This is a genomic window from Parabacteroides sp., assembly GCF_977054455.1.
The window spans coordinates 245,120-269,196 of sequence record NZ_CDRTCT010000001.1; the positions used below are offsets into that span (position 1 = coordinate 245,120).

Consider the following 24,077-nt stretch of genomic DNA (forward strand, 5'->3'; position numbering starts at 1 on the left):
AGAGTATTATGAAAAGCAAATTCAATAAATATATAGCTGCGTTTTTTATTGCAGGAGTGGCCGGACTGATGGCTTGTACGGAGGACTTCGAATCGCAGAATACGAAAACAAACGGTTTTAATGAGGAACTGCAATCGTACGATTATATGTACTACACCTTGCCGCTTACGATCGTTGAACAAGGTATCTATTTCAACTATGATTGGGGTGGTGGCAAGAACTGGCCGTTCCAGACGATGCAGAATCTGGAAGCCGATATGTTCTCCGGTTATTTCCACGATATGAACGGTAGTTTTAATAGCAACAACTCTACCTATCACTTGAACGATGGCTGGACTTCTTCCAACTGGACTTATACTTATGGATATATAATGACCGCAGCCAAGAATGCAGAACGCAGGAATGCGGACAGGCCTGAATTTCTGGGTGTCGCTAAAATCCTGAAGGTGGAACTGATGCATCGCATTGCCGATATCTACGGACCGCTGATCTATACGAATTACGGCGAAAGTACCGGTTCCGAACCGGAAGATATGAAAACGGCTTATTATGCATTTTTTGCCGATTTGGACGAAGCATTGGAGGCTATCCGTTCGTATGTAGCGGCCAATCCGGATAAAAATCCTTTTAAGAAATCGGATTATCTGACACCGAACCGGACTTATGGCGACTGGATCAAATTTGCCAATTCTTTGCGTTTGCGCCTGGCTATCCGTTTATCCGTTGTGGATCCGTCTAAAGCTGCCGAAGAGGTTAAAAAAGCGTTGTCTGATGAAGGTGGCGTACTGGAAGAACCGGCGGACGTAATAGCAGTGAATGCTACGACAAGCGGATTCACGAACCCGTTGGGAGAAATCAATAAAGGTTGGGGTGAAGTCTTTATGAATGCAAGCATGGAATCTTTCCTGGTAGGATATGACGATCCGCGTATTTCTAAATATTATACTCCGGCTTCCGGTGGTTCTGAAGGAGCTTTATTCAATATTGCCGGAACTTATAAGGGAGTCCGCCAGGGAACGGGAGTTACGCATAAAAAATATAGCGACCATTCGGCCAGTACGGTTGCCCAGAACACGGATGCTATTCTGATGACGGCTGCCGAAATCTGGTTCCTGCGTGCCGAAGCGGCTCTTCGTGGATATATTTCCGGCGATCCGGGCGAGTATTATAAGAAAGGTGTTGAAACTTCTTTTGCACAGTGGGGAGTTGATAACGTTTCTGACTATCTGGCAAGCGAGAAAGTTCCGGCCGATTATAAGGATGCATTCGACGCGAAGTTTGATGTGGCTGCTGTCTCCAAAGTGACGCCAAAGTGGGACAACGCTCTTTCCAACGAACAAAAACTGGAAAAGATCATTACACAAAAATGGCTGGCGATCTATCCGGAAGGTTGTGAAGCTTGGACGGAACAAAGACGTACAGGATATCCGAAACTGTTTAAAGTAGCTGTCAACAATAGTGGTGGAACGATCGATACGGATATCATGATCCGCCGTCTGTTCTATCCGCAGGCATTGATCAGTGACAATCCGACGCAGTACGAACAATTGCTTCAGTTATTGGGTGGTCCTGATACGGGCGGAACTCGTCTGTGGTGGGATATGGGCAGAAACTTTTAAGAAACATTTGATTCTGTAATATTTTAAGTTAGAACGATTAGATTATAATGGGAGCGGGCTTGTGAAAAGTCTGCTCCCATAAATTTTTACAATAACCCCTCTTTTTTCTATTTCAAGAGAAAACGATCGCAATTCCAATCTGTCTTTTTTCTACTTGTTTGATCCTTTTTCTAACATAATAGACTGATCGGCTGCCGGGGTTTCCCAAATAGCATTGCATTTGTCAATTAATTTTCCATGATTCCTTACATCCCGGAAAAGTTTAACTCTCGGAGAATCGAATATTTGAGAGAATATGAAGGAGGATACGGAAATATAGGAAGGGAGACAAGGTCCTTTTCGGAGGTGGTGGCGGGAGATTTCCGTGACGACCGTCTTCATCGCCTTGACGACCGTCTTTGCAACTCCGGGTTGCCGAGTTCACTATGTATGAACATTGACTTCATGGTGATGAAGACGGTCGTCGTGGAAATTTTCTGCGCAATTCATGAGTAAAACGTTTCCATAACTACTTTTTTCGTCTTGGAGACAATAATTCAGAAGACACTTGACAAGAGGCTTGTAAGCCGTTTGAAGATGTTTTTTACAATAAGTCATTGGGGCGATTGAGAGGGGAGGAGGCGTTTTATTCATGGAATATATCGTATGAACAGCAGTATTTTTTATGCAGGTGTAGGAAGGAAAGATAATGTAAAGCATAATAAAAAAACTTTTTCAAATTCTACTTTTACCATTTATACAACTCTTTGATATAAAAAAAATATACTACCTTTATGCCCGAATTTTTAATAAAAGAGCTGTATATGTCTTTAAAGCGTTTCGGTGTTTCATTGGAAGATAACCTGCTGGAATCGTTAGACCAATATGTGAGCGAGAATGGTTTTGCCAATCGTTCGCAGGCTATCCGTTTTCTGGTGGAGAAGAATGTCGCTGAAAAGAAATGGCAGTGTAACCATATCGTGGCAGGTACGATTATCCTTATGTATGATCAGGTAAAAAAGGAGATTACTTCCCGGATTGCCGATATCCAACAAAATTATCAGGATGTTATCCTGTCTTCTTCCCAATATTATGTGAACCGGAATTTTTGTCTGCACATCGCGACCGTGATGGGTACGGCTTACCGTTTGACTGAACTGTCGGACCGGTTGACTACGATAAAGGGACTTAAGCATGGCAAGTTGGTTATGAGCCGGGCGGATTAGATATATTTTTTACCCATGCGGTAGCACGAATTGCAAAAAGTGTGACACGATTGAATGTTTGACAGTAGAAATTTAATACATAGAAGAGAGATGAAAAAAGTAGTTTTACTTGCCTCCGGGCTTTTGTGCAGTTCTCTGGTCTTTGCAAATGATCCGGCTGCAATCGATAGCCTGATTAACTTGCAGGGGGTTGTGATTTCAGCAAATAAGGTGCAGGTGAATCGTAGCAGTGTGCCGCTTACTATCTCGGTGATCGACCGGGACCAAATTGAGGCGAGTAGCGAATCAGCCTTGTTGCCGGTACTGTCGGAACGTGTACCGGGGTTGTTTGTGACAGAAAAAGGGGTTACCGGCTTTGGGGTTTCTTCCGGATCGGCCGGAACGGTGAATATTCGTGGTGTCGGACAGGGCAACAAGGTGTTGATGTTGTTCGACGGACAGCCGCAATGGGCGGGAGTGTTCGGACATTCTTTGCCTGATACCTATGTGGCTTCGGATATAGAGCGCGTGGAAGTGATCCGCGGACCCGGTTCTTTACTGTATGGTTCTAATGCGATGGGAGGGGTTGTTAATATCATTACCCGCCAGCATAAGCAGCAGGGACGCCGTACGCAGGCACGTGTCATGTTCGGTTCGTATAATACGCAGAAGTATATGATTAACAATGGATATAACATCGGAAATTTCAGTAGTTTCATATCTGTCAATCATGATCGTACGGATGGGCACCGGCCTGATTCGAAATTTGATATCACGAATGGTTTTGCAAACTTAGGATATCGGATGGATGACCATTATAAGGTGACCGGAAATTTGAGTCTTGCTAAATACAATACGGAAGATCCTGGTATGATCACCGCTCCCAAGTTGGATCATGTGATGCATATCTTACGTGGAACGACCTCTTTCGCATTGGAGAATCATCATGAGAAGACAAGCGGGGCACTTCGTGTTTTCTATAATTGGGGACATCATAAAATCAACGACGGCTATTCGGAAGGGAAGCAACCGAGTCCATTCCTGTTTTATTCGGACGACCACAATACGGGAATCCAATTATACCAGTCTTTCCGTCTGGTGAAAGGGAATACATTTACGGCAGGTGTCGATTATAAGAATTGGGGCGGACATGCCTGGAATGATTCGATCAAAGGTACGATCGGGGAGGTTGTCGATAAATCGGTTCACGAAGTGGCGGGGTATGCCATCATGCAGCAGGATTTGTTTGATATCTTGAGTTTGAATGCCGGTGTACGTTATGAACATAGCAGTACTTATGGGGGAGAGTGGGTTCCGCAAGCGGGTTTTGCGATCCGTCCGTTTGAAGGGAATACGATAAAAGGTTCTTTTTCTAAAGGCTACAGAAGTCCTACGTTGCGTGAATTGTATATTTCTTATCTTCCTTATTCGAAAGCTAATCCGGACCTGAAACCGGAAAGTATGTTGACTTATGAATTGTCTATCGGCCAATTCCTGCTGGATAATCGTTTACATGCCGAACTGACTGCTTTTTATATGGATGGCAAGGACATGATTTCGGTTGTAAACCGGCAGATGTCCAACATCGGGCGCTTTTATAATAAAGGTATAGAATTCGAAGCCGGTTATCAGGTCTGTAAGAATTTGAATCTGGATATGAATTACAGCTATTTATATATGAATAAGGAAATAGAAGCGGCTCCGGCACATAAATTATATGCCAGTGCTACTTATACGCCCGGACGTTTTACCTTTAATATGAGTCTACAGTCTATTTTCGATCTCTATACTACGGTTGGAAAGACACCGGAAGATAATAAAAAAGAGGATTACACGGTTCTGAATGCCCGTGCTTCTTATCGTTTCGGTTCGTTGGATAAGGGTTTGAAGCTCTTTGTAAAAGGTGAGAATCTGACGGCTACCCGTTATTCGATAAACGAGGGATATCCGATGCCGAAGGCAACCTTTATGGCTGGAATCGATGTCACTTTCTAAACATTTTGTATACCTTTGCGCCTTGTAACATTTAATAAAAATCATTATGTCAGTTGCAAAGAGGGATTTAGAGGATAATAGAAAGGTGACCACACATCGCCTGATAGAAATGAAACAGCGTGGAGAGAAGATTTCCATGTTGACAGCTTACGATTATTCGATGGCTACTTTGATCGATCAGGCCGGTATGGATGTTATCTTGGTCGGCGATTCTGCTTCCAATGTAATGGCCGGTAACGTGACGACATTGCCGATCACGCTGGACCAGATGATCTACCACGGTAAATCGGTGATGAAAGCCGTTAAGCGTGCGTTGGTTGTAGTAGACCTGCCCTTCGGTACGTATCAGGGTAACTCGAAAGAGGCGTTGGCCTCCGCTATCCGTGTGATGAAGGAAACCCATGCGGACTGTATCAAACTCGAAGGTGGTGCGGAAATACGGGAATCGATCGAACGTATTTTGTGTGCCGGTATTCCTGTTATGGGACATTTGGGATTGACTCCCCAGTCGATTAATAAATTCGGAACCTACACCGTTCGTGCCCGCGAAGAGGCAGAAGCAAAGAAACTGATCGAAGATGCTCATCTGTTGGAAGAAATCGGTTGTTTCGCGATCGTTCTGGAAAAGATTCCGGCTGCTCTGGCTGCACAGGTCGCTTCCGAATTGACGATTCCTATTATCGGCATCGGGGCCGGTGGCAGTGTTGACGGACAGGTTTTGGTCATGCATGACATGCTGGGTATCAATCAGGGGTTCTCTCCTCGTTTCCTGCGCCGTTATGCAAATCTGGCTGAGGAAATTACCCGTGCCGTACAGAATTATATCGAAGATGTAAAGACCCAGGACTTCCCGAACGAGAAGGAACAATACTAAATTATTATTGTAATATAGATAAAAGCCTCGGATTGACTATTCGGGGCTTTGTCGTATATTTGTAGTTCTTACAAAAACATACGGGTATGCAATCTCATCTACTGATCGGTGCCGCTTCATCGGGAAGCGGAAAAACTACATTTACGCTCGGTTTGCTTCGTGCTTTGAAGAATCGTTCGCTTAAGGTACAGCCATTTAAATGTGGGCCGGACTATATCGATACGCGTCATCACAGGATGGCTGCCGGTAGTCCGTCTGTGAATCTGGATCTGTTTATGATGTCGGAAGCGCACGTCTGTGATTTGTATGCCAGCTACACCGAAAATAGGGATGTGGCGGTAACCGAAGGTGTGATGGGGTTGTTTGACGGTTATGACGGTATGAAGGGCAGTAGTGCAGAAATCGCCTGTATGCTGGAAATACCGGTAGTTCTGATTGTCAATGCAAAGAGTACGGCATACTCCGTGGCTCCTTTATTGTACGGATTTAAGCATTTTAATAAGAGCATACGTGTAGTAGGAGCTGTGTTTAATTTTGTTGCGTCCGAAAGCCATTATTCTTTTTTGAAACAGGCTTGCGAGGATGCTGGGGTAGAGGCCTTGGGTTATCTTCCCAAACGTGTGGATGTGGAGATCCCCAGCCGGCATTTAGGATTGTCATTGGATGAAGATTTCTGTTTTGGAGAGTTTGCCGACCGTGTTGCGGAACTTGTCGAGAAATATGTAGACATCGATCGCCTGTTGGAACTTACGCAGCCTACCCGGACGCCTGTCGTTCCCATATCCGTGGACTTTCATTCCTATGATCGGACCCCCCCATTTGCGATTGCGATTGCACGCGATGCCGCATTCAGTTTTATGTATGAAGCAAATATCCGCTATTTGCATCAGTTAGGGGAAGTGACTTATTTCAGCCCGTTAAAAGATGCTTCTTTGCCGAAAGCCGATTTCGTTTATCTTCCCGGAGGCTATCCTGAATTATACCTTGCTGCTTTATCGTCCAATCAATCTATGCTTCAATCGATTCGTCAGTATGCTGAGAGTGGGGGGAAGCTGTTGGCTGAATGCGGAGGAATGATGTATCTTTGCGACGGGATACGGGATAAAGAAGGAAAGGTTTACCCGATGGCAGGTGTGTTGCACCAGTCCGCTACCATGGAAAATATGAAATTGCGTTTGGGATACCGTACCTTATTATATAAGGGTTCTCATCTGAAAGGCCACGAGTTTCATTATTCCCGTATTGTAAGACAAAAGAACCCGCTTCCATCCTGTGCTGCTGCCACTACGGCCAAAGGAGTGGAAACGGATACTTCGCTTTTTTCTTATAACAACGTACGAGCCGGATATACCCATTTGTATTGGGCAGATCCGGCTACAAATGAATGGTTCACCAATTATCTGTACGGAAAGGAATAACCGGAAGGTTACGGTGGTTCTTCAGATTACCCGGTTGGAAGTTACGGAAACAATAGCGAACGGCTACGGGATTTTTTACTTTCTGGGAAGATACGATGATTTCGTTCGGATTGGAACCGAATTCGGCTTTTGCCGGATGGAATACTTTATTTGGTCCGGCGATTTCAAACCCTTCTATACCGATCCACGGGCTGAATCCTTTTTCAGCGTTATCGAATCGGACCGTAATTTTGTTTCCGTTGACCTGCATCTCCCTATAAGAAGGACTGTCTGCAATGATCCCTTTATAACCGTATGTTTTGACTAAAGCCTGATAAGCCAGTCGATCGCCGATATCCTTTTTGTTTTGAGGGTGGATCTGCGGGGCTTCATAAGGTTCGACCAGATCATTGGTCGAGATCAGGCCACTGTTGGGAATCAATGTTTGTGCCTTAAATTGTGCTTCGCGCAACAAGGCTCCGTCGATCGCATCCGGTTTGTTGTTATAAGCGAAAGGAGCGATTTCTACAATATAGAAGGGAATATCCCCCTCTTTCCAGAGCGAACGCCACTGCTTGACCATCGTGACCAGCCGATCGGCATATGTGTCGGCTTTTCCTACGTTGCTACATCCCTGGTACCAGGCAAAACCTTTGATTGTATAATTCCGGCACGGATAAAGCAGGGCATTGTACATAATCATCGGATGTGTCCAACTCCTTTCCTTTTGTCTGGCTTCGTTGATGTCTATATCCGGATAGTTTTTCAATATTTCTTCGGGCAACCATCCTTCCACACGGGAACCGCCCCAAGAGCAGTTGATGATGCCGACGGGCACCTGCAAAGTGCGTTGCAATGCTAAAGCGTAAAAATACCCGGTAGCGCTGAACCATTGTGCGTTTTCGGTAGTCGGCTGTTTCCATTCTCCGTTCGCATATGTCTGCGGAGTGAGAGCACTTTTGCGTTCGATAGTCGCCATGCGGATACCCGGATGGTTGGGGGCATCGGCTATTACATTATTGGAATCGTGTATCGGACATTTATCGAAACCGTTCAAAGGCATTTCCATATTGGACTGTCCGGAGCAGAACCAGACTTCACCGATCAGCACGTCGTGAAGTGTCACGGGCTCTCCATCGCTGATCGTCAGGGTTTGCGGGATAAAGTTTGCACTGGGTGTTCCGATTGCCGTTTCCCAGAATCCCTGGTCGTTTGCTTTCGTCTCTACAGGTTGGTTGCTCCAGGATGCCTGGATGGTAACAATACTGTTGGGAGTCGCTTCTCCCCATAAGCGTGCATCGGTTTGCTGTTGGAGTACCATATGGTCGCTTAGCAATTGCGGTAATTTTACTTTGGCATTAGCCGTTATGCAACATAACAGGCAGAATGCAGGAATCAGATTTGCTTTCATAAAAATTAGATTAAATACAATAGTCAAAGATAATGGTTATATTTGTCACGATACTTATCAAATTTGATAAAAATGAGAATATACACGCGTGGAGGAGATAACGGCCGCACCGGAATTCATGGTGGCGAACGAGTGGATAAAGACGATATCCGGATCGAAGCGAACGGGACATTGGATGAAGTGAATGCCGAGATCGGCATTGTCCGTGCTTTGCTGCCTACCGAACATGAATGGCAGGACTTGTTGGGAAAAATACAACGGGAGATGATGGTGGTAATGTCGCATGTGGCGACTCCGTCCGGCATTCGTGATAAGAACCCGAACAAAATATCCGGTGATCTGGTTACTTTTTGTGAGGAACGTATTGATGCTTTATCGGGGCAGATGACAGATAACGGTTACTTTATCCTGCCCGGCGGCTCTTTGGTTTCCGCCCACTTGCAGTTGGCCCGTACGATCGTACGCCGTGCCGAACGCCGTCTGTGGACATTGAACCGGAAAGATCCGGTTTCACCTGAGATCATGCAGTTCGTGAACCGCCTTTCCGATTTGTTTTTTACAATGGCACGTTATGAAATGTTTTGCCAGGGGAATGCGGAGGAGCGCTGGCAGTCGTTTTTGTATAAGCGGAAAAAGCAGAACAATACCTGATGATGCATAAAAAGAAGTGTTCACATTTTTGTGAATACTGAAAGAATATAGTATATTTGTACGCAAATACGAGAACGATATGGTTGTTACATTCGAAGAAGCATATTTGCGTGACCTTTACGAGAAAGGAAAGACTGATGACAAGAAGCATCGTTATCAGCCTGATGTGATAAGGCGTTATCGAAGATGTATCCAATTGATGAAAAACGTTGCGGATATTTCATCGTTGTTAAAATATAATTCATTGAATTATGAAATGTTGAAAGGTAACAAAAAGGGGATATCTTCTATAAGAGTGAATAATAAATACCGAATCGAATTTACCGTAAGGGATTCAATGGAAGAGCCTATTGTTACTGTATGTAACATAATTGAATTGTCAAACCATTACAAATAAAAGCCGTTATGATTACATTAAAAGGCGTTGATTCCAAAATGATTGCCAATAATTTAATTCCGTCTGAACCGATACATCCCGGTGAGATTTTGAAGGATGAAATCGAGTATCGGGGTATATCACAAAGAAAACTTGCTCAGCAAATGGGAATTTCTCCGACATTGCTGAATGAAATATTGAATGGTAAGCGTGCCATCTCTACAGAGTATGCTCTTTTGTTTGAAGCTGCGCTTGGCATTGATCCCGAACCGTTACTTAAAATGCAATCCGATTACAATTTGCAAGTGGCAAAGGCCGATAAATCCTTTGTTGAGAGACTTTCCAATATAAGAAAGATCGTTGCGATGCTGTAAAAGAGAATATGTTTTAAGATGTTTTTTGTGAACCGTAAGGAAAGTTTTCTAATTAAATAAAAATAGTATGTCGATAAAAAAATATATCGAGTCCAACAAAGCCCGTTTCATCGAAGAGCTTTTCTCTTTGATCCGTATTCCGTCGATAAGTGCCAAGCATGAACATAAGCCTGATATGGAGGCATGTGCGAAACGCTGGACAGAACTCTTGCTTGCCGCCGGTGCCGATAAAGCGGTTGTGATGCCGACCGAAGGCAATCCGGTCGTGTATGGGGAAAAGATGGTTTCTCCTGAGGCGCAGACCGTTTTGGTCTATTCGCACTATGACGTAATGCCCGCCGAGCCGCTTGACCTGTGGAAGAGCCGCCCGTTCGAACCCGAAATCCGGGACGGACGTATCTGGGCGCGTGGTGCGGATGATGATAAAGGGCAGGCCATGATGCAGGTAAAAGGTTTCGAAACCGCCCTGAATCTGAATTTGCTGAAATGTAATGTGAAGTTTATCTTCGAAGGAGAAGAAGAGATCGGTTCGCCGAGCCTCGAAGCCTTCTGCCGTACGCATAAAGAATTGTTGAAAGCGGATGTGATCCTGGTTTCCGATACCAGCATGGTCAGTGCCGAAACACCATCCCTGACAACCGGACTTCGTGGGCTTGCCTATTGGGAGATCGAGGTCACGGGGCCTAACCGGGATTTGCATTCCGGCCATTTCGGTGGTGCGGTTGCCAACCCGATCAATGTGTTGTGTAAGCTGATGGCCGATATAACGGATGCTGACGGGCGCATCACAATTCCCGGTTTCTACGATGATGTGGAAGAGGTTTCGCCTGCCGAACGCGAGATGATCGCCCGGATTCCATTTGATGAAGCGAAATATAAAGCGGCCATCGGTGTGGATGAGTTGTTGGGTGAGAAAGGATATTCCACGTTGGAACGCAACAGTTGCCGTCCGTCCTTCGATATCTGCGGCATCTGGGGCGGTTATACGGAAGAGGGCAGCAAGACGGTTCTTCCTTCCAAAGCCTATGCCAAAGTATCCTGCCGTTTGGTTCCGCATCAGGACCATGAGAAGATTTCAAAACTGTTTGAAGCCTACATTGCCCGTGTGGCTCCGGCTTATGTCAAGGTAAAAGTGACGCCTAAACACGGTGGACAGGGCTATGTCTGCCCGATCGACCTTCCCGCTTATAAGGCGGCTGAAGAAGCCGTTGCCGTGGCTTTTGGCAAACGTCCGTTGGCCGTGCGCCGTGGCGGTAGTATCCCTATTATCTCGACATTCGAGCAGGTGTTGGGCATCAAGACCGTCCTGATGGGATTCGGCCTCGAACAGAATGCGATCCATTCTCCGAACGAAAGTTGTACGCTTGATTTCTTTTACAAGGGAATCGAGTCGGTAGCCGAATTTTATAAACGATTCGATTGATATGACAAATAATGAAATAGTCGCCCGTGCGCTTGCCAATACCGGCATTGCCGCTCTGAACGAGATGCAGCAGGCGGTTCTGGATGCCGGGACGACAAAAGACATGGTGCTGCTCAGTCCGACAGGATCGGGCAAGACGCTGGCTTTCCTTTTGCCTTTGCTGACGACGTTGACGGATGAGGACAAAAAGATACAGGCCGTGATCATCGCTCCTTCCCGTGAGCTGGCCTTGCAGATCGAAACGGTGTTCCGTTCGTTGGGGGCCGGATATAAGGTGAATTGTTGCTACGGAGGGCATCCCATCCGCACGGAGAAGAAGAGTCTCGAACATCCGCCGACGGTCCTGATCGGCACGCCGGGACGTATCGTCGACCACCTGGAACGGGGAAATATCGACCTGGACAGTGTGCGTACGCTGATCCTCGATGAGTTTGACAAATCGCTCGAACTGGGTTTCCTCGCTGAAATGAAGGAGATCTTAGCACATCTCCCCGGCGTGCGCCGCCGGGTACTGACTTCGGCAACGGCAGCAGTCGATATTCCTGCTTTCACCGGGATCACGGCTCCGGTGCGGTTGTCGTTCCTGAAGGATGTGAAGGAGTCGAAGGGACTGACGTTGCGTGTGGTCAAGTCTCCCGTTAAGGACAAGCTGGAAACCTTGTACAAGCTTTTAGGCGAACTGAATGGCGGTTCTGCCCTTATCTTCTGCAATTACCGGGAGACGGTGGAACGGGTGAGCGACTACCTGACCGAAATGGGGGTGGATAACGAATACTTCCACGGGGGAATGGAGCAGCCGGAACGCGAACGCGCCTTGTCGCATTTCCGCAACGGAAGTGCTACCGTATTTATCTCTACCGATTTGGCCTCCCGCGGTCTCGATATTCCGGAAGTGAAGAATGTGATCCATTACCATCTTCCTGTGAGCGAAGAGGCGTATGTGCATCGTAACGGACGTACGGCCCGTATGAACGCGGAAGGGGTTGCCTACCTGATATTGAATGCGGAAGAGACGGTTCCCGAATACATCACCCGCGAGCCGGACGAGTTTTTCCTGCCGGAGGTGGCGAAGAAGCCCGTGCGTTCCGAATGGGTGACGTTGACGATCAACCGGGGGAAACGGGACAAACTGAGCAAGAAAGACGTGGTCGGTTTCCTCTTCCGCAAAGGCGGACTTGAAAAGGAGGATTTAGGCATTGTCGAGGTAAAGGAAAGTTGCGCTTTCGCAGCTGTCAAGCGGGACAAACTTTCCGGGCTGCTGGATCGCATCCGGGATGAAAAGATAAAGAACATGAAAGCTAAGTTTATATGAGCCTGTTGATAAAAGGCGTCTTGTTGGATGACGCCGTGAAAGATGTCTATATCGAAGGAAACAAGATCAGGCAAATCGGCACGGACTTACAAGTACCGGCGGATCAGGTGATCGACGGAAAGCGCAAAGCTCTGATACCGGGCTTCGTGAATGCACATACCCATGCGGCTATGACGCTTTTCCGCGGTTTTGGAGATGATATGCCGTTGATGCCCTGGTTGGAACAGAAGATCTGGCCGAATGAGGACAAGCTGACATACGAGGATATGTATTGGGGAACAAAACTGGCCTGCCTTGAAATGATCAAAAGCGGGACGACGACATTCTCCGACATGTATCATCAATACGAGGCGACTGCCGATGCGGTGGAAGAGATGGGCCTGCGTGCGTTGGTGGCAGGCGCCTGCTTCGACGGCTTCAATCCGAAGTTGGCGGAACGTTGTAAGCGCGAGAATGAAAAGTTGATGGCGGAAGTGGTCGGGAATTACAGTGATAGGATACGGTATGCCGCCGGTCCTCATGCCATCTATACGGTTTCCGGCGAACTGCTGCAATGGATACATCGTTTTGCCGCGGAGCATGATGCCCCTGTCCATCTGCATTTGGCTGAGACGGAAGGGGAGGTACAAGACTCGGTTAAAAAGTTCGGGCTGACGCCCGTGCGTTACCTGAATAAGTTGGGAGTGCTGTCTCCACGCCTGATCATCGCGCACGGCATTTATGTCGATGACGATGAAATCCGCATGCTGGCGGATCACGGGGTGAAAGTGGTGCATAACCCCGCATCCAATATGAAGTTAGCTTCCGGCATCCGGTTCAAGTTCTGCGAGATGCGAAAAGCCGGTGTGACCGTAGCTTTAGGGACTGACGGCTGTTCTTCTTCCAACAATCTGGATATGGTCGAGGCGATGAAGCTCGCTTCGCTTTTAGGCAAGGCCTGGCGGAAAGACCCGGAGGCGATTCCTGCCGGTGATATCTTCCATGCCGCGACAGAAGCCGGCGCTTCGGCTATCGGGCTGAAAGCCGGACGGATTGCCGAAGGATATCTGGCGGATCTCTGCCTGGTGGATTTGAATATCCCGGCTTTTACCCCGAATCATAACTTTGTCTCCAACCTGGTGTATGCAGCGAACGGCAGTTGCATCGATACCGTTATCTGTGACGGTAAAATCCTGATGCAGGATAAAAAGGTTCCGGGCGAGGACGAGATTATGGAGCGGACAGCCGAGCTTGCCTATAAGCTGGTGAGAGAACCGTAGGTGAGGAAACAAAAGTTTCCTCGGCATGAAACAAAAGTTTCCTCGGCATGAAACAAAAGTTTCCTCGGCATGAAACAAAAGTTTCCTCAAAGGGAACCTATTCTTTTCTCTGTATGAACAATTAATTTGAATGTATATGAATACAAATGACAATACGATTTATCGGGAAGCGGCCGGTTACCTGTCGTCCCGTATTACCGGTCATCCGGAAACCGCTATTATCTTAGGTAGCGGCTTGGGCTCTCTCGCCGACCAGATCGAGGATGCCGTGGTTATTCCTTACGCTGAGATCCCGCATTTCATGCATTCGACGGCCGCAGGACATAAAGGTAACTTCATCTGTGGCAGGTTAGGAGGAAAACAGGTGCTTGCCATGCAGGGGCGTTTCCATTATTATGAGGGTTACACGATGCGGCAAGTGACGTTCCCGGTCCGGGTGATGAAGCTGTTGGGGGTTAAGAACCTGTTGGTTTCCAATGCGGCTGGCGGTATCAACACGAGTTTTAAAATCGGTGACCTGATGATCATACGCGATCACATCAATATGATGCCTAATCCGTTGATCGGCCCCAATGACGAACAGTTCGGAACTCGTTTCCCGGATATGACGCGGGCGTATGACCGGGAGTTTATCCGCCTTGTCGAAGAAATTGCCGCGTCCCACGGTATCTCGTTGAAGAAAGGCGTATATGTCGGACTGACAGGCCCCTCTTTCGAGACGCCGGCGGAGTATGCTTTCTACGGAAGGGTAGGAGGCGATGCGATCGGAATGAGTACGGTTCCGGAGGTGATCGTGGCCCGTCATGCCGGCCTGCGTGTATTCGGTATGTCCGTGATTACGAATGAAGGCTATCATTTTGCCGATGATTTCGTAAACGACGGCGCCGATGTGATTGTCGCCGCCAATCAAGCGGCTGCGGTCATGACCGTCCTTTTCAGGGAATTGGTTGCCAAGATATAACCTTTGTCGATATGAAAACATTTGTAATAGCAGGATGCGGACGGCTTGCCGGAATAGTTTCGGAAGCTGTCGTCAAAGGGTTGTTGCCCGAATATGAGTTGGTGGGAGTCTATTCGCGTACGGTAGCCAAGGCGGAACGTATTGCCGGCCGGATGGCAGAGGCAGGGAAAAGCTGTGCCCTCTGTACTACGGCGGATGAGCTGCTGGCCTTGAAACCCGATATACTGGTGGAGACGGCTTCTCCGGCCGCTCTTCGGGAGTTCGCCGTTCCGGCGTTGAAGAACGGGACTTCCATCGTGACCCTTTCGATCGGGGCGCTGGCCGATGAAGCGTTTTACCGGGAAGTATGCGAAACGGCCAAGGAGAACGGGACACGTATCTATATCGCTTCGGGAGCTACCGGAGGGTTCGATGTCTTGCGCACAGCAGCCTTGATGGGGAAGGCGACTGCCCGTTTCTACAATGAAAAGGGACCTGATGCCTTAAAAGGAACACCGGTCTATGAGGAGGCTTTGCAGAAAGGACAGAAAGTCGTGTTTACCGGCAATGCGGTGGAAGCCATCCGCCTGTTCCCTACGAAAGTGAATGTCACGGTAGCCGCCTCACGCGCTTCTGTCGGCCCGGAAGCCATGCAGGTGACCATACAGTCGACTCCCGGATTTAAGGGGGATACCCAGCGGGTGGAGATAAGGAACGACCAGGTGCATGCCGTCGTGGATGTGTACAGTGCGACGGCCGAGATAGCAGGATGGTCGGTCGTGAACACCCTGCTGAACATTGTCTCACCCGTTGTATTCTGAGAGATTGGCCAGCACCTTTTCGCTCAGGCGGTCGAATGCCTGGCGGGTGCGGCCTGTTGAGGTCTGTACGCATCGTACATGCGGATGCTCCAAAAGGTGAGCGCCGCCCAAGGCACCGACGGTATCGCAAAAACAAAGGTTATTGCCCGATAGCCATTTGACGAACGGTTCCTCGTCCCAGGCGGGAGACAGTCCTGTGTTGAACAGTATCTTTTTATTACCTAACTTCCGGAATTCGGCCTCGTGCAGCAGGACGGTGTTTTTGTTCAGGCAGCAAAACAGGGCTTCGCTTTGTGCGAGCAGTTCGTCCAAAGGAAGGAAACGATATCCCTTCTCGCGTGCCCAATCTTTTTCTGTGCGGGCAAAATAAGATATTTCCGCACCGAAGAAACGGAGCGCGTCGGCGATCATGCCGCCCGACTTGCCCAAACCGATGATACCGGCTTTCAACCCGGTGATTTCGCGGACTTCGCCATCCCAGGCCGGCCCGTCAAACCCGTGAAAGCAGCGTACCAGCTCGCTTATGACATATTCGACCACTCCTTCGTCTCCATAATCCCGGATGCCTGTGACCGTGATACCGTGCCCGTTGGCATACATGATATCGACGTTGGCGCTTTCCGGTGAGTAAAGCGAACAGCACATACCGATGTATTTGATATTGGGGCATCTTTCCATTACCTCGCGGCGGATACTCGAAGTGTAACTTAGCAGCACCGCATCGGCATCGCCGATGCGACGGACGATCTCCTCGTCATCCGCCGGAATATCAGGGTACATCACTACTTCATTTGCAAACGAGTGCAATGCTTTTTCTGCCGAAGGGATCAAACTGACCGGCTCTATCGCAACTATTTTACTAAACATGGCAAATTATTCTTTTTGAAAATATGAAGAAACAAAGATACGTTTTTTTGTAAAGTTTCTATCTTTGTATTCAATTCAATCAATGTAATAAAATAAACTTATTTCTACCCATGAAGAATTCCAGAAGAGACTTCCTTAAAAAGGGAATGTTGGCAGGAGTCGGCGCCCTGATGATCCCGGAGATCGCAAAAGCCGCTGTAAAGGAAAATACATCCGTACATGCTCCGAAGATTAATCTGAAAAAAGATTGTGTGATCCTGTTCCAGGGAGATTCCATCACGGACTGCGGCCGCGACAAGAATAGTAACCGTTGCAATACGATGGAACAGTTCGGTAGCGGCTATGTGCTCTTTACCGCTACGCAGTTGTTGGAGAGGAAAGCGGCGTTGCAGCCAAAGGTTTACAATCGCGGTATCAGCGGTAATAAGGTCTATCAGCTTCGTGAACGCTGGGAGATCGACTGCCTGGCTTTTCAACCGGATGTCCTGAGTATCCTGATCGGTGTGAATGATTATTGGCATACGTTGACGCATGGTTATAAAGGAACGGTCGAGACATACGAAAACGATCTGCGTGCCTTGTTGAAGTACACGAAAGAGAAACTCCCGAATACGCAAATAGTCCTTTGCGAACCTTTCACTTTGCGTGACGGGGCGGCTATAGAAGATTCCAAATGGTATCCGATGTTCGATGAATTCCGCAAGTCCGCCCGTAAATTGTCGGACGAATTCAATACCGTATTCGTGCCCTTCCAGTCGGGGTTCGATGCTGCGGTGAAGCTGGCTCCGGCACGTTATTGGTCGAATGACGGTGTACATCCCGATTTGCCCGGTCGCCAGTTGATGGCAAACATGTGGATGGAAGCGACTGGATTAAAGTAAGATATGATTTTGAGCGGGTGCAGACTGTAAAAATAGAGCAAAAAAAGTGCAGTCAGGTTTTGGAAAATAAAAAAATACCTCTATCTTTGCACCCGTTATCGCGGAAGTAGCTCAGTTGGTAGAGCATAACCTTGCCAAGGTTAGGGTCGCGGGTTCGAGTCCCGTCTTCCGCTCCAATCGGTAACAGAAGGCGGTATGAGGCCGCTTTTTTTAATGTACTGAAGAAAGGCCCAGGTGGCGGAATTGGTAGACGCGCACGTTTCAGGTGCGTGTGTCGAGAGGCATGCAGGTTCGAGTCCTGTTCTGGGCACCCTTTCTCGCGCAGGTGGTGGAATTGGTAGACACGCTACTTTGAGGGGGTAGTGCCGGTTACGGCGTGTGAGTTCAAGTCTCATCCTGCGTACACAGATAGTCCATATAGTTAGTTTCAAAAGCTGATTATATGGACTATTTTGTTTTTGTACTCTTCTCATATTCCTGTCCGGGGATGTCCATTGCTATGGAATCCATGTTTTACTGGAATAAAAAACCTCATCCGCATTCACATGTAGATGAGGTTGTTCCAAATCAGTTTATATGAAAACAAACTGAAGTTGACTAATACCTTAAACTTAGGAATAGTTTGTTTAATTAATGTGAGTTCTACACTGTAGAACCGTTTCTGCAAATTTATATATCTTTTTGTTATTATACAAGCTGTGCCCGTCTGAGATCAATAAAAAATGATTAAAAAACTTTAGTCGTTTGCTTCCATATCCGGACCATATAAAAGGCCAGATGCGTAAAGGCGAAAACAAAAGAGAGGATCAGCAGGACTTTACTTTCTTCCCAACCGACGGTTTGCTGATGCCAAAGTCCTGTGATCACACAAAGGATGGCAAGGACGATCCCGATCATATTCAGTGCCAGATGACCGCGGCGGTTGGCCTGATTGTATTCTAACTTGCTGTGCTTGATACCGTAGCCTGCATAAATATCCAGCCCGATCAACATCCACAGCACCAGTCGTATCCAAGTGTCGGCAGGTAAGAAAAGCATCATGCACAGGCAAGTGATGATTCCGGCCACCGGAACGAACGGGACGAGCGGGGTTTTGAAAGCGCGATGTACATCGGGCATTGTCTTCCTGACCACAAGCACACCGGCACAAACCAGCGTAAAGGCGAAAAGGGTTCCGATACTGGTCATTTCGCCTGCCAGGCGTGCCGGAACGAAAGCAGCCAGCAGACCGACAAGCACCATGAACAACAGGTTGCTACGGGCGGGTGTCCTGAACTTTTCGTTGATATGCGAAAAGAACGGAGGCAACAACCCGTCGTGGCTCATGCTGAGGAAAACGCGGCTCTGCCCTAACAGCGTCACCATGATGACCGAACAGTATCCGAATAGGATGGCAAGGACGATTGCCTTATTCATCCAAGGGTAATCCGGATGAAGCACGCCCGAAGCATCTGCTTCTCCCATGTGTTCGATCGCAATTGCCACGGGAGCGATTCCCTGTTGGCCGCCAAATTCGGAATAATGGGCTACGCCCGTCATGACGTGGGCGAACAACATATATAACAGGGTACATACGAGCAATGAGACGAGTATTCCGATCGGCATGTCCCTTTTGGGGTTCTTGGCTTCCTGGGCTGCCGTGCTGACAGCATCGAAACCTAAGAAAGCGAAGAATACGATGGCCGCTCCGCGTAGGACACCCGATAGCCCGTATTCGCCTAACGTGCCGGTGTTTGCCGGAATATAAGGCGTGTAGTTGTCCGTATTAATATATTTCCATCCTAAAAAGACGAATACCAGGACGACCGACACTTTCAGGAAGACGATGATCCCGTTAAAGATGGAACTCCCTTCCGTCCCGCGGATCAGGAAGATACTCATCAGGACAACGATCAGGAATGCCGGGATATTGACAATCCCGCCATCCCAGGGGCAGGCTGTGAAAGCGGTCGGCAGGTCGATTCCGAGCCCTTCTAAAAAGACGACGAGATAACGGCTCCAACTGATGCTGACCGTCGTTGCGGCAACCGTATATTCTAAGACCAAATCCCACCCGATAATCCAGGCGATCAGTTCGCCCATCGTCGCGTATGAGTATGTATAGGCGCTTCCGGCAACCGGAATCATCGAAGCAAACTCGGCATAACAAAGTCCGGCAAAGCAACATCCGATTGCAGCGATGGCAAATGAGAGTGTAATGGCCGGTCCTGTATATCCGGCGGCGACTGTTCCGGTTATGGAGAAAAGGCCGGCTCCGATAATGACCCCCACACCGAGTGCGACCAGGCTCCAGGGACCTAATACCCGTTTTAATGATTTACTTCCCGTTTGATTGGCTTCGGCCTGCAAGGCCTCCAAAGGCTTTTTAATGAATAATCCCATCGTCTATTTGTGCAAGTTTATAAATTCAGCACAAAGGTAGGGATTGCCCGGATGATATACAAATGCTAATTATGGATAGGCAACCGCCTCCATACAAAACCGGGAATCAACTTCCAGAAGAAGACCAGAACAGCATATTTCCAGTCGATTACAACGCAGCGTTTCTTCCGTTCGATCGCCTTTACTATTTTCCGGGCAACATATTGCGGAGACATCAGCATCGGGTATCGATCATTTTTCAACAGATCGGTCTTTACAAATCCGGGGCGGATATCCGTGAATACGATCGGGAGTTTTTCCATCCGTGCCAGCTGGTCGAGTGCTTCGATATAAGTATTCTGGTAACGCTTGGTTGCGGAATAGGAGGGAGCGGCTCCCAATCCCTTTGTCCCGGCGATGGAACTGATCACGGCTAATTGGCCGCCGCCCTGCCTTTTGAAGTAATCGTATGCGGCAACGACCATTCGGGTGAAGCCGACCGTATTTGTCCGGACCGTAGATAGTTCAATATCTGGATCCAGATTCCGGTTCTGGCTGCCGACGCCTGAACTCAGAAGGAAGACATCCATCCCGCCGACTTTCCGTATCAACTCCTCCAGTTTTTGCGGAGCATCCGGGCTGGTTACGTCTATTTGTGCCGTTTCGATCCGGTCAGGCGCTTCCGACCGGATTTTTGCGAGCAGTTCCGTGCGCCGTCCGGCAATCCCGATCCGCCATCCCTGCTTACGGTATAGTTGAGCGATCTCGTATCCGATACCGGAAGTGGCTCCGATGATAATGATTCTTTTTGCTGATGCCATGCTAAATGGTGATTTAAATACGCAAATATACGATTTCTTTCGTACGAAAGTCCTATCTTCGTAGCGTTGTTAACAAACCAATGTAGGAAATGAAGAAGTGTTTTTGTCTCATGTTGACCTTGTTGTGCATTAGCTATTCCGTCATGGCGGCTCCGGGCTTCCGTATAAAAGGGAAAATAGTCGATGCCAATAACAGCCAACCGATTGATTTTGCCGATGTCCTCCTTTTTCGTGAAGGAGATGTCAATCCTGTGTTTCATGCCTTGCCCGACCCCGACGGTACGTTTCGTATTGCCGATGTGAAAGATGGAAAGTATAACCTTTTGGTGCGTTTGGTCGGCTACGATCTGTATAACCGCCCCGGTATTGTTTTGGATGCTGTTTCGAAAGCAGTAGATTTGGGAACGATCGCCATGAAGCCCTTGGAAGTGGGATTGGCGGAAGTCGAAGTCGTGGCACAGAAAAAGCAAGTGATTTATAAATTGGACAAAAAGGTAATCGAAGCCTCTTCGAACCTGCTTGCCGGAGGCGGATCGGCTGTCGATATCCTGGAGAATACGCCCTCCATACGTGTGGATGCCGAAGGAGAGGTCAGTTTCCGCGGAAGTACCGGTTTCACGGTCTATGTAGATGGCAAACCGAGTGTGTTCAGCGGTACGCAGGCTTTGGAGCAGATCCCCGCGGGACATATCGAGAATATAGAGATCATCACCACGCCTTCAGCCCGCCACGATACGGGAGGAGATGTCGGGATCATCAATATCGTAACAAAGAAACACGCCCAGCATGGTTTTAGCGGTATGGTGAACCTGACGGGAAGTACGGTCCTGTCGCGTGGGGTGGATTTCCTTGTGTCCCAGCAGAACAAAGCATCGCGCTGGTATTTGGGCGGTGTATGGAGTGATCGCCTGCGCAAGAGCGATTTCGATCAGGAGAAGACGACTATTATCTCAGACACGGCAACGACCTCCCATTCCAACGGACCGCGTAAAAGCAACAATTTCAACTATTCGATGAAGGCGGGCTGGATGTACACATTGCCCCATACCACCTTGAATGCCGACTTGGAAGGCGGTTATGGCGGGCGTACGCGCAACGGTGACCTGGATTATAAGGAAAAGCGCCTGGCAGGCGGGGTTGCTTTCGGTGAAGGCGATTATTATAGCCGTGACGATTACGATCTGCATGAAACCTATTTCCAGGGAACGATCGGCTTCGATCATAAATTCGACGATAAGGGACATCAGTTGACAGGCAGTTTCTACCTGAAGTACGGAGGCGATGCGATGGAATATTTCCAAAGTGACCTTTTTAATAAGGATAACGAGCGTGAAAAGGGGCATCGTGCCTGGGAAGCCGAACATCGCTGGACGGTACGGGGCAACCTGGACTATATTTATCCATATAGCAAGACGGGGCGGATCGAAGGCGGTTACCAATATTTCTCTTATCTGGAAGACGGCGACTACACGATGCATTTCTGGGACCCGGTGAAGAAAGAGTTTTATAACCGGGACGATATCTATAACACATTCTATTTCCAGCATGGCATCAATTCGGTTTATGCAATCGTTGCCGACAGCTATAAATCGTTCGATTTCCAGGCCGGTGTACGAGGCGAGCATACGCATCGTGTCCTGCGGAGCTCGATTCCGGGCAAGGACCGTACATACAACAAGTTCGAGTTTTTCCCTTCCCTCCATTTAGGCTATACGTTCCCGAAGGAGCATAAGCTATTGGCGTCCTATTCGCGCCGTATCACCCGTCCGGAACTCTTTTTCATGGAGCCGTATATCACCTATCGGGATTTTTATTCGGCCGAGATCGGTAATCCGGATATCCGTTCGGAATATATCAATTCGTTCGAGTTGAACTATAAAAAGAATATCGGCGAGCATACGGTTTCAGCTACGGTGTTCCACCGGAGCCGCAAAGATAAGATCGAACGTTTGCGTGTCCCTTACGAAGCCGGTGTGACACTGGATTCGATGGCGAATGTCGGACACGACTATTCGACCGGCATCGAACTGAGCGGACAGGTACAGCTTACCCGCTGGTGGAATGTGAACCTGAACGGCAGCCTGTATCATTATAAGGTAAAGAACCAGTATAAAACCGGCGGTGAAAATGAGACAAGTACGAACTACGATGTTATGTGGAACAACTCTTTCGATGTCTTTAAATATACCCGCATCCAGGTGGACGGCAACTTTGTCGGACCGTCTGTCACGACCCAGGGGCGTACGGATGCTTTCTGGTACGTGAATCTCGCTGTTCGCCAGCAGTTGATGAACCGCAAGTTGGCGGCAACGCTTTCGTTCCGGGATGTCTTCAATTCGGCCCGTTATGTAAGTAAGATCATCACATCCGACTTGCAATCCATCACGCGGATTCGCCCCAGCTATCCGCTCGTTACGCTTACGCTCAGTTATACGTTCAATAACTTCAAGGTCAAGAGCTCCCAGAAAAAGGAAGATCATGATTTGTTTGAAGGAACGAACCACTAAATGAATGGAAAATTGAGAATTGAAAATGAAAAAATAAGAAAAATTTGTTACGTTTGTATCCTATTTAAAGGAATATGGAAGAACGGGAACTGATATTACTATTGAAGCAGAGCAGTAAAGACGCGTTTACTGCTCTGTATAAGCAATACTGGAAACAGGTCTATAATTTCAGTCGCCTCTATCTGACCGGTGCCGATGCAGCCGAAGAAGTCGTGCAGGAGGTCTTTATCAAAATATGGGAAACGCGTGAATTTCTTCGTGAAGACGACCATTTTAAAGGCTTGCTGTTCATTATTACCCGGAATCTGATCTTTAACCGGCATCGTAAAAATGTGAATGAAGATTTCTACAAAGTCACGGTTCTTGCTGCATTGGAAGAACCGTATGACGTGGAAGAAGAGATTGACACCCACAATCTCCAGGAGTACATAGACCGTCTGATCGACGAATTACCGCCGCGCCGCCGTGAAATTTTCAATTTGAGTCGTAAGGAACAAAAGAGTTACAAAGAAATAGCCCTCCTGTTGAATATTTCAGAAAAAACAGTCGAAAACCAAATCAGCGAAGCCCTCAAATACTTGAAGAAGAATATAACATTGCTACTTTTCTTTATCTGATTTAATGTATTCCATTTCCTATCCCTTATTGTCATTTATCTAAAAAAGTGATTGGTCCGAATCGAAACTACTACCGCATCTAATTCGATTTTCTACCCCTTCTAACTCAAATTACCCGCAAGTGTAATATTTTTTAACAAACTACCGGTTCTTATATTTTGCTAAAAACCAGTTTGTTATTCGAAATATCCGTTTCATGGGGGGATATTGTCACATTTTTTGGTTCTTCGTCACTTTCGGGGCAGCAAAATATGTTAACTGCCTTTATCTATGGACTATGCCAGCTTATTTGAGGGAATAAATATTCATTGTCATAAAATGGAGTTAAAAAAGATGTAGATGTGCATGAACGTTGCTAACTTTATAGCCAACCAAAGCATGAGTCAT

Annotated in this window: 20 protein-coding genes and 3 tRNA genes; 19 read left to right on the forward strand and 4 right to left on the reverse strand. The window is 47.7% G+C overall.

The window, feature by feature from the left end; translation table 11 throughout:
• Nucleotides 1–8 precede the first annotated feature (8 nt).
• The 5 genes from ACW6QF_RS00885 (at nt 9) to ACW6QF_RS00905 (ending at nt 7,090) form a co-directional block, all read left to right on the forward strand.
• A complete protein-coding gene (locus ACW6QF_RS00885) occupies nt 9–1,619 on the forward strand; it encodes a SusD/RagB family nutrient-binding outer membrane lipoprotein (RefSeq protein ID WP_456086466.1) in 1,611 nt (536 codons plus the stop codon).
• 803 nt (nt 1,620–2,422) lie between these two features.
• Nucleotides 2,423–2,824, forward strand: coding sequence for a nickel-responsive transcriptional regulator NikR (gene nikR, locus ACW6QF_RS00890; protein ID WP_186930412.1), 402 nt, complete (start codon nt 2,423–2,425; stop codon nt 2,822–2,824).
• Between the two features lie 90 nt (nt 2,825–2,914).
• Nucleotides 2,915–4,798, forward strand: a complete 1,884-nt coding sequence (locus ACW6QF_RS00895; protein ID WP_456086467.1) for a TonB-dependent receptor plug domain-containing protein — start codon at nt 2,915–2,917, stop codon at nt 4,796–4,798.
• Nucleotides 4,799–4,844: 46 nt separating this feature from the next.
• Nucleotides 4,845–5,672: a 3-methyl-2-oxobutanoate hydroxymethyltransferase gene (panB, locus tag ACW6QF_RS00900; RefSeq protein WP_456086468.1), complete on the forward strand. Its 828-nt coding sequence runs from the start codon at nt 4,845–4,847 to the stop codon at nt 5,670–5,672.
• Nucleotides 5,673–5,758: 86 nt separating this feature from the next.
• Nucleotides 5,759–7,090, forward strand: coding sequence for a cobyrinate a,c-diamide synthase (locus ACW6QF_RS00905; RefSeq protein WP_456086469.1), 1,332 nt, complete (start codon nt 5,759–5,761; stop codon nt 7,088–7,090).
• Here the strand turns inward: ACW6QF_RS00905 and ACW6QF_RS00910 are convergent.
• Nucleotides 7,062–8,480 (reverse strand): sialate O-acetylesterase, encoded by a 1,419-nt coding sequence (locus ACW6QF_RS00910; protein ID WP_456086470.1) that lies wholly within the window; start codon nt 8,478–8,480, stop codon nt 7,062–7,064. The two genes, ACW6QF_RS00905 and ACW6QF_RS00910, sit on opposite strands and share 29 nt — an antisense overlap.
• A 72-nt stretch (nt 8,481–8,552) precedes the next feature.
• Here ACW6QF_RS00910 and ACW6QF_RS00915 point away from each other — a divergent pair, with 72 nt between their 5' ends.
• The 8 genes from ACW6QF_RS00915 (at nt 8,553) to ACW6QF_RS00950 (ending at nt 15,636) form a co-directional block, all read left to right on the forward strand.
• Nucleotides 8,553–9,131 (forward strand): cob(I)yrinic acid a,c-diamide adenosyltransferase, encoded by a 579-nt coding sequence (locus ACW6QF_RS00915; RefSeq protein WP_456086471.1) that lies wholly within the window; start codon nt 8,553–8,555, stop codon nt 9,129–9,131.
• Between the two features lie 79 nt (nt 9,132–9,210).
• Complete coding sequence (locus tag ACW6QF_RS00920) at nt 9,211–9,528, forward strand: type II toxin-antitoxin system RelE/ParE family toxin (RefSeq protein WP_456086472.1); 318 nt, start codon at nt 9,211–9,213, stop codon at nt 9,526–9,528.
• Nucleotides 9,529–9,536: 8 nt separating this feature from the next.
• On the forward strand, nt 9,537–9,881 hold the full coding sequence (locus tag ACW6QF_RS00925; protein ID WP_456086473.1) for a HigA family addiction module antitoxin: 345 nt from the start codon (nt 9,537–9,539) through the stop codon (nt 9,879–9,881).
• Between the two features lie 67 nt (nt 9,882–9,948).
• Nucleotides 9,949–11,304, forward strand: a complete 1,356-nt coding sequence (locus ACW6QF_RS00930) for a dipeptidase (protein ID WP_456086474.1) — start codon at nt 9,949–9,951, stop codon at nt 11,302–11,304.
• 1 nt (nt 11,305) lies between these two features.
• Nucleotides 11,306–12,616 (forward strand): DEAD/DEAH box helicase, encoded by a 1,311-nt coding sequence (locus ACW6QF_RS00935; RefSeq protein ID WP_456086475.1) that lies wholly within the window; start codon nt 11,306–11,308, stop codon nt 12,614–12,616.
• Complete coding sequence (locus tag ACW6QF_RS00940) at nt 12,613–13,875, forward strand: amidohydrolase (RefSeq protein WP_456086476.1); 1,263 nt, start codon at nt 12,613–12,615, stop codon at nt 13,873–13,875. Before ACW6QF_RS00935 ends, ACW6QF_RS00940 begins: the two co-directional genes overlap by 4 nt.
• A 136-nt stretch (nt 13,876–14,011) precedes the next feature.
• On the forward strand, nt 14,012–14,836 hold the full coding sequence (locus ACW6QF_RS00945) for a purine nucleoside phosphorylase I, inosine and guanosine-specific (protein WP_298554709.1): 825 nt from the start codon (nt 14,012–14,014) through the stop codon (nt 14,834–14,836).
• A gap of 11 nt (nt 14,837–14,847) precedes the next feature.
• The gene (locus tag ACW6QF_RS00950; RefSeq protein WP_298554706.1) at nt 14,848–15,636 is read left to right on the forward strand and encodes an aspartate dehydrogenase domain-containing protein; all 789 of its coding nucleotides are present in this window, start codon (nt 14,848–14,850) and stop codon (nt 15,634–15,636) included.
• Here the strand turns inward: ACW6QF_RS00950 and ACW6QF_RS00955 are convergent.
• Nucleotides 15,619–16,503, reverse strand: coding sequence for an NAD(P)-dependent oxidoreductase (locus ACW6QF_RS00955; RefSeq protein ID WP_456086477.1), 885 nt, complete (start codon nt 16,501–16,503; stop codon nt 15,619–15,621). The two genes, ACW6QF_RS00950 and ACW6QF_RS00955, sit on opposite strands and share 18 nt — an antisense overlap.
• Before the next feature lie 110 nt (nt 16,504–16,613).
• Here ACW6QF_RS00955 and ACW6QF_RS00960 point away from each other — a divergent pair, with 110 nt between their 5' ends.
• The 4 genes from ACW6QF_RS00960 (at nt 16,614) to ACW6QF_RS00975 (ending at nt 17,787) form a co-directional block, all read left to right on the forward strand.
• Nucleotides 16,614–17,384, forward strand: a complete 771-nt coding sequence (locus ACW6QF_RS00960; protein WP_456086478.1) for an SGNH/GDSL hydrolase family protein — start codon at nt 16,614–16,616, stop codon at nt 17,382–17,384.
• A gap of 100 nt (nt 17,385–17,484) precedes the next feature.
• Nucleotides 17,485–17,560 (forward strand) — tRNA-Gly (locus tag ACW6QF_RS00965).
• Between the two features lie 52 nt (nt 17,561–17,612).
• Nucleotides 17,613–17,694: transfer RNA gene (locus tag ACW6QF_RS00970), tRNA-Leu, on the forward strand.
• Between the two features lie 9 nt (nt 17,695–17,703).
• Nucleotides 17,704–17,787 (forward strand) — tRNA-Leu (locus ACW6QF_RS00975).
• A gap of 323 nt (nt 17,788–18,110) precedes the next feature.
• Here the strand turns inward: ACW6QF_RS00975 and ACW6QF_RS00980 are convergent.
• Both ACW6QF_RS00980 and ACW6QF_RS00985 read right to left on the reverse strand, forming a co-directional pair.
• Nucleotides 18,111–19,766 carry an amino acid permease gene (locus tag ACW6QF_RS00980; protein WP_456086479.1) on the reverse strand — a complete coding sequence of 552 codons (1,656 nt, stop codon included), beginning with the start codon at nt 19,764–19,766 and terminating at the stop codon, nt 18,111–18,113.
• A gap of 65 nt (nt 19,767–19,831) precedes the next feature.
• The gene (locus ACW6QF_RS00985; protein ID WP_456086480.1) at nt 19,832–20,566 is read right to left on the reverse strand and encodes an SDR family NAD(P)-dependent oxidoreductase; all 735 of its coding nucleotides are present in this window, start codon (nt 20,564–20,566) and stop codon (nt 19,832–19,834) included.
• Between the two features lie 89 nt (nt 20,567–20,655).
• Between ACW6QF_RS00985 and ACW6QF_RS00990 the strand changes: the two genes are divergently transcribed.
• Nucleotides 20,656–23,073: a TonB-dependent receptor domain-containing protein gene (locus ACW6QF_RS00990; RefSeq protein ID WP_456086481.1), complete on the forward strand. Its 2,418-nt coding sequence runs from the start codon at nt 20,656–20,658 to the stop codon at nt 23,071–23,073.
• Between the two features lie 74 nt (nt 23,074–23,147).
• A complete protein-coding gene (locus ACW6QF_RS00995; RefSeq protein WP_456086482.1) occupies nt 23,148–23,690 on the forward strand; it encodes an RNA polymerase sigma-70 factor in 543 nt (180 codons plus the stop codon).
• The last annotated feature ends 387 nt before the right edge of the window (nt 23,691–24,077 follow it).

Coding starts and splice junctions, on each gene's coding strand:
- ACW6QF_RS00885 (WP_456086466.1), top strand. CDS start 9: ATGAAAAGCAAATTCAATAAATATATAGCTGCGTTTTTTATTGCAGGA.
- nikR (WP_186930412.1), top strand. CDS start 2,423: ATGTCTTTAAAGCGTTTCGGTGTTTCATTGGAAGATAACCTGCTGGAA.
- ACW6QF_RS00895 (WP_456086467.1), top strand. CDS start 2,915: ATGAAAAAAGTAGTTTTACTTGCCTCCGGGCTTTTGTGCAGTTCTCTG.
- panB (WP_456086468.1), top strand. CDS start 4,845: ATGTCAGTTGCAAAGAGGGATTTAGAGGATAATAGAAAGGTGACCACA.
- ACW6QF_RS00905 (WP_456086469.1), top strand. CDS start 5,759: ATGCAATCTCATCTACTGATCGGTGCCGCTTCATCGGGAAGCGGAAAA.
- ACW6QF_RS00910 (WP_456086470.1), bottom strand. CDS start 8,480: ATGAAAGCAAATCTGATTCCTGCATTCTGCCTGTTATGTTGCATAACG.
- ACW6QF_RS00915 (WP_456086471.1), top strand. CDS start 8,553: ATGAGAATATACACGCGTGGAGGAGATAACGGCCGCACCGGAATTCAT.
- ACW6QF_RS00920 (WP_456086472.1), top strand. CDS start 9,211: ATGGTTGTTACATTCGAAGAAGCATATTTGCGTGACCTTTACGAGAAA.
- ACW6QF_RS00925 (WP_456086473.1), top strand. CDS start 9,537: ATGATTACATTAAAAGGCGTTGATTCCAAAATGATTGCCAATAATTTA.
- ACW6QF_RS00930 (WP_456086474.1), top strand. CDS start 9,949: ATGTCGATAAAAAAATATATCGAGTCCAACAAAGCCCGTTTCATCGAA.
- ACW6QF_RS00935 (WP_456086475.1), top strand. CDS start 11,306: ATGACAAATAATGAAATAGTCGCCCGTGCGCTTGCCAATACCGGCATT.
- ACW6QF_RS00940 (WP_456086476.1), top strand. CDS start 12,613: ATGAGCCTGTTGATAAAAGGCGTCTTGTTGGATGACGCCGTGAAAGAT.
- ACW6QF_RS00945 (WP_298554709.1), top strand. CDS start 14,012: ATGAATACAAATGACAATACGATTTATCGGGAAGCGGCCGGTTACCTG.
- ACW6QF_RS00950 (WP_298554706.1), top strand. CDS start 14,848: ATGAAAACATTTGTAATAGCAGGATGCGGACGGCTTGCCGGAATAGTT.
- ACW6QF_RS00955 (WP_456086477.1), bottom strand. CDS start 16,503: ATGTTTAGTAAAATAGTTGCGATAGAGCCGGTCAGTTTGATCCCTTCG.
- ACW6QF_RS00960 (WP_456086478.1), top strand. CDS start 16,614: ATGAAGAATTCCAGAAGAGACTTCCTTAAAAAGGGAATGTTGGCAGGA.
- ACW6QF_RS00980 (WP_456086479.1), bottom strand. CDS start 19,766: ATGGGATTATTCATTAAAAAGCCTTTGGAGGCCTTGCAGGCCGAAGCC.
- ACW6QF_RS00985 (WP_456086480.1), bottom strand. CDS start 20,566: ATGGCATCAGCAAAAAGAATCATTATCATCGGAGCCACTTCCGGTATC.
- ACW6QF_RS00990 (WP_456086481.1), top strand. CDS start 20,656: ATGAAGAAGTGTTTTTGTCTCATGTTGACCTTGTTGTGCATTAGCTAT.
- ACW6QF_RS00995 (WP_456086482.1), top strand. CDS start 23,148: ATGGAAGAACGGGAACTGATATTACTATTGAAGCAGAGCAGTAAAGAC.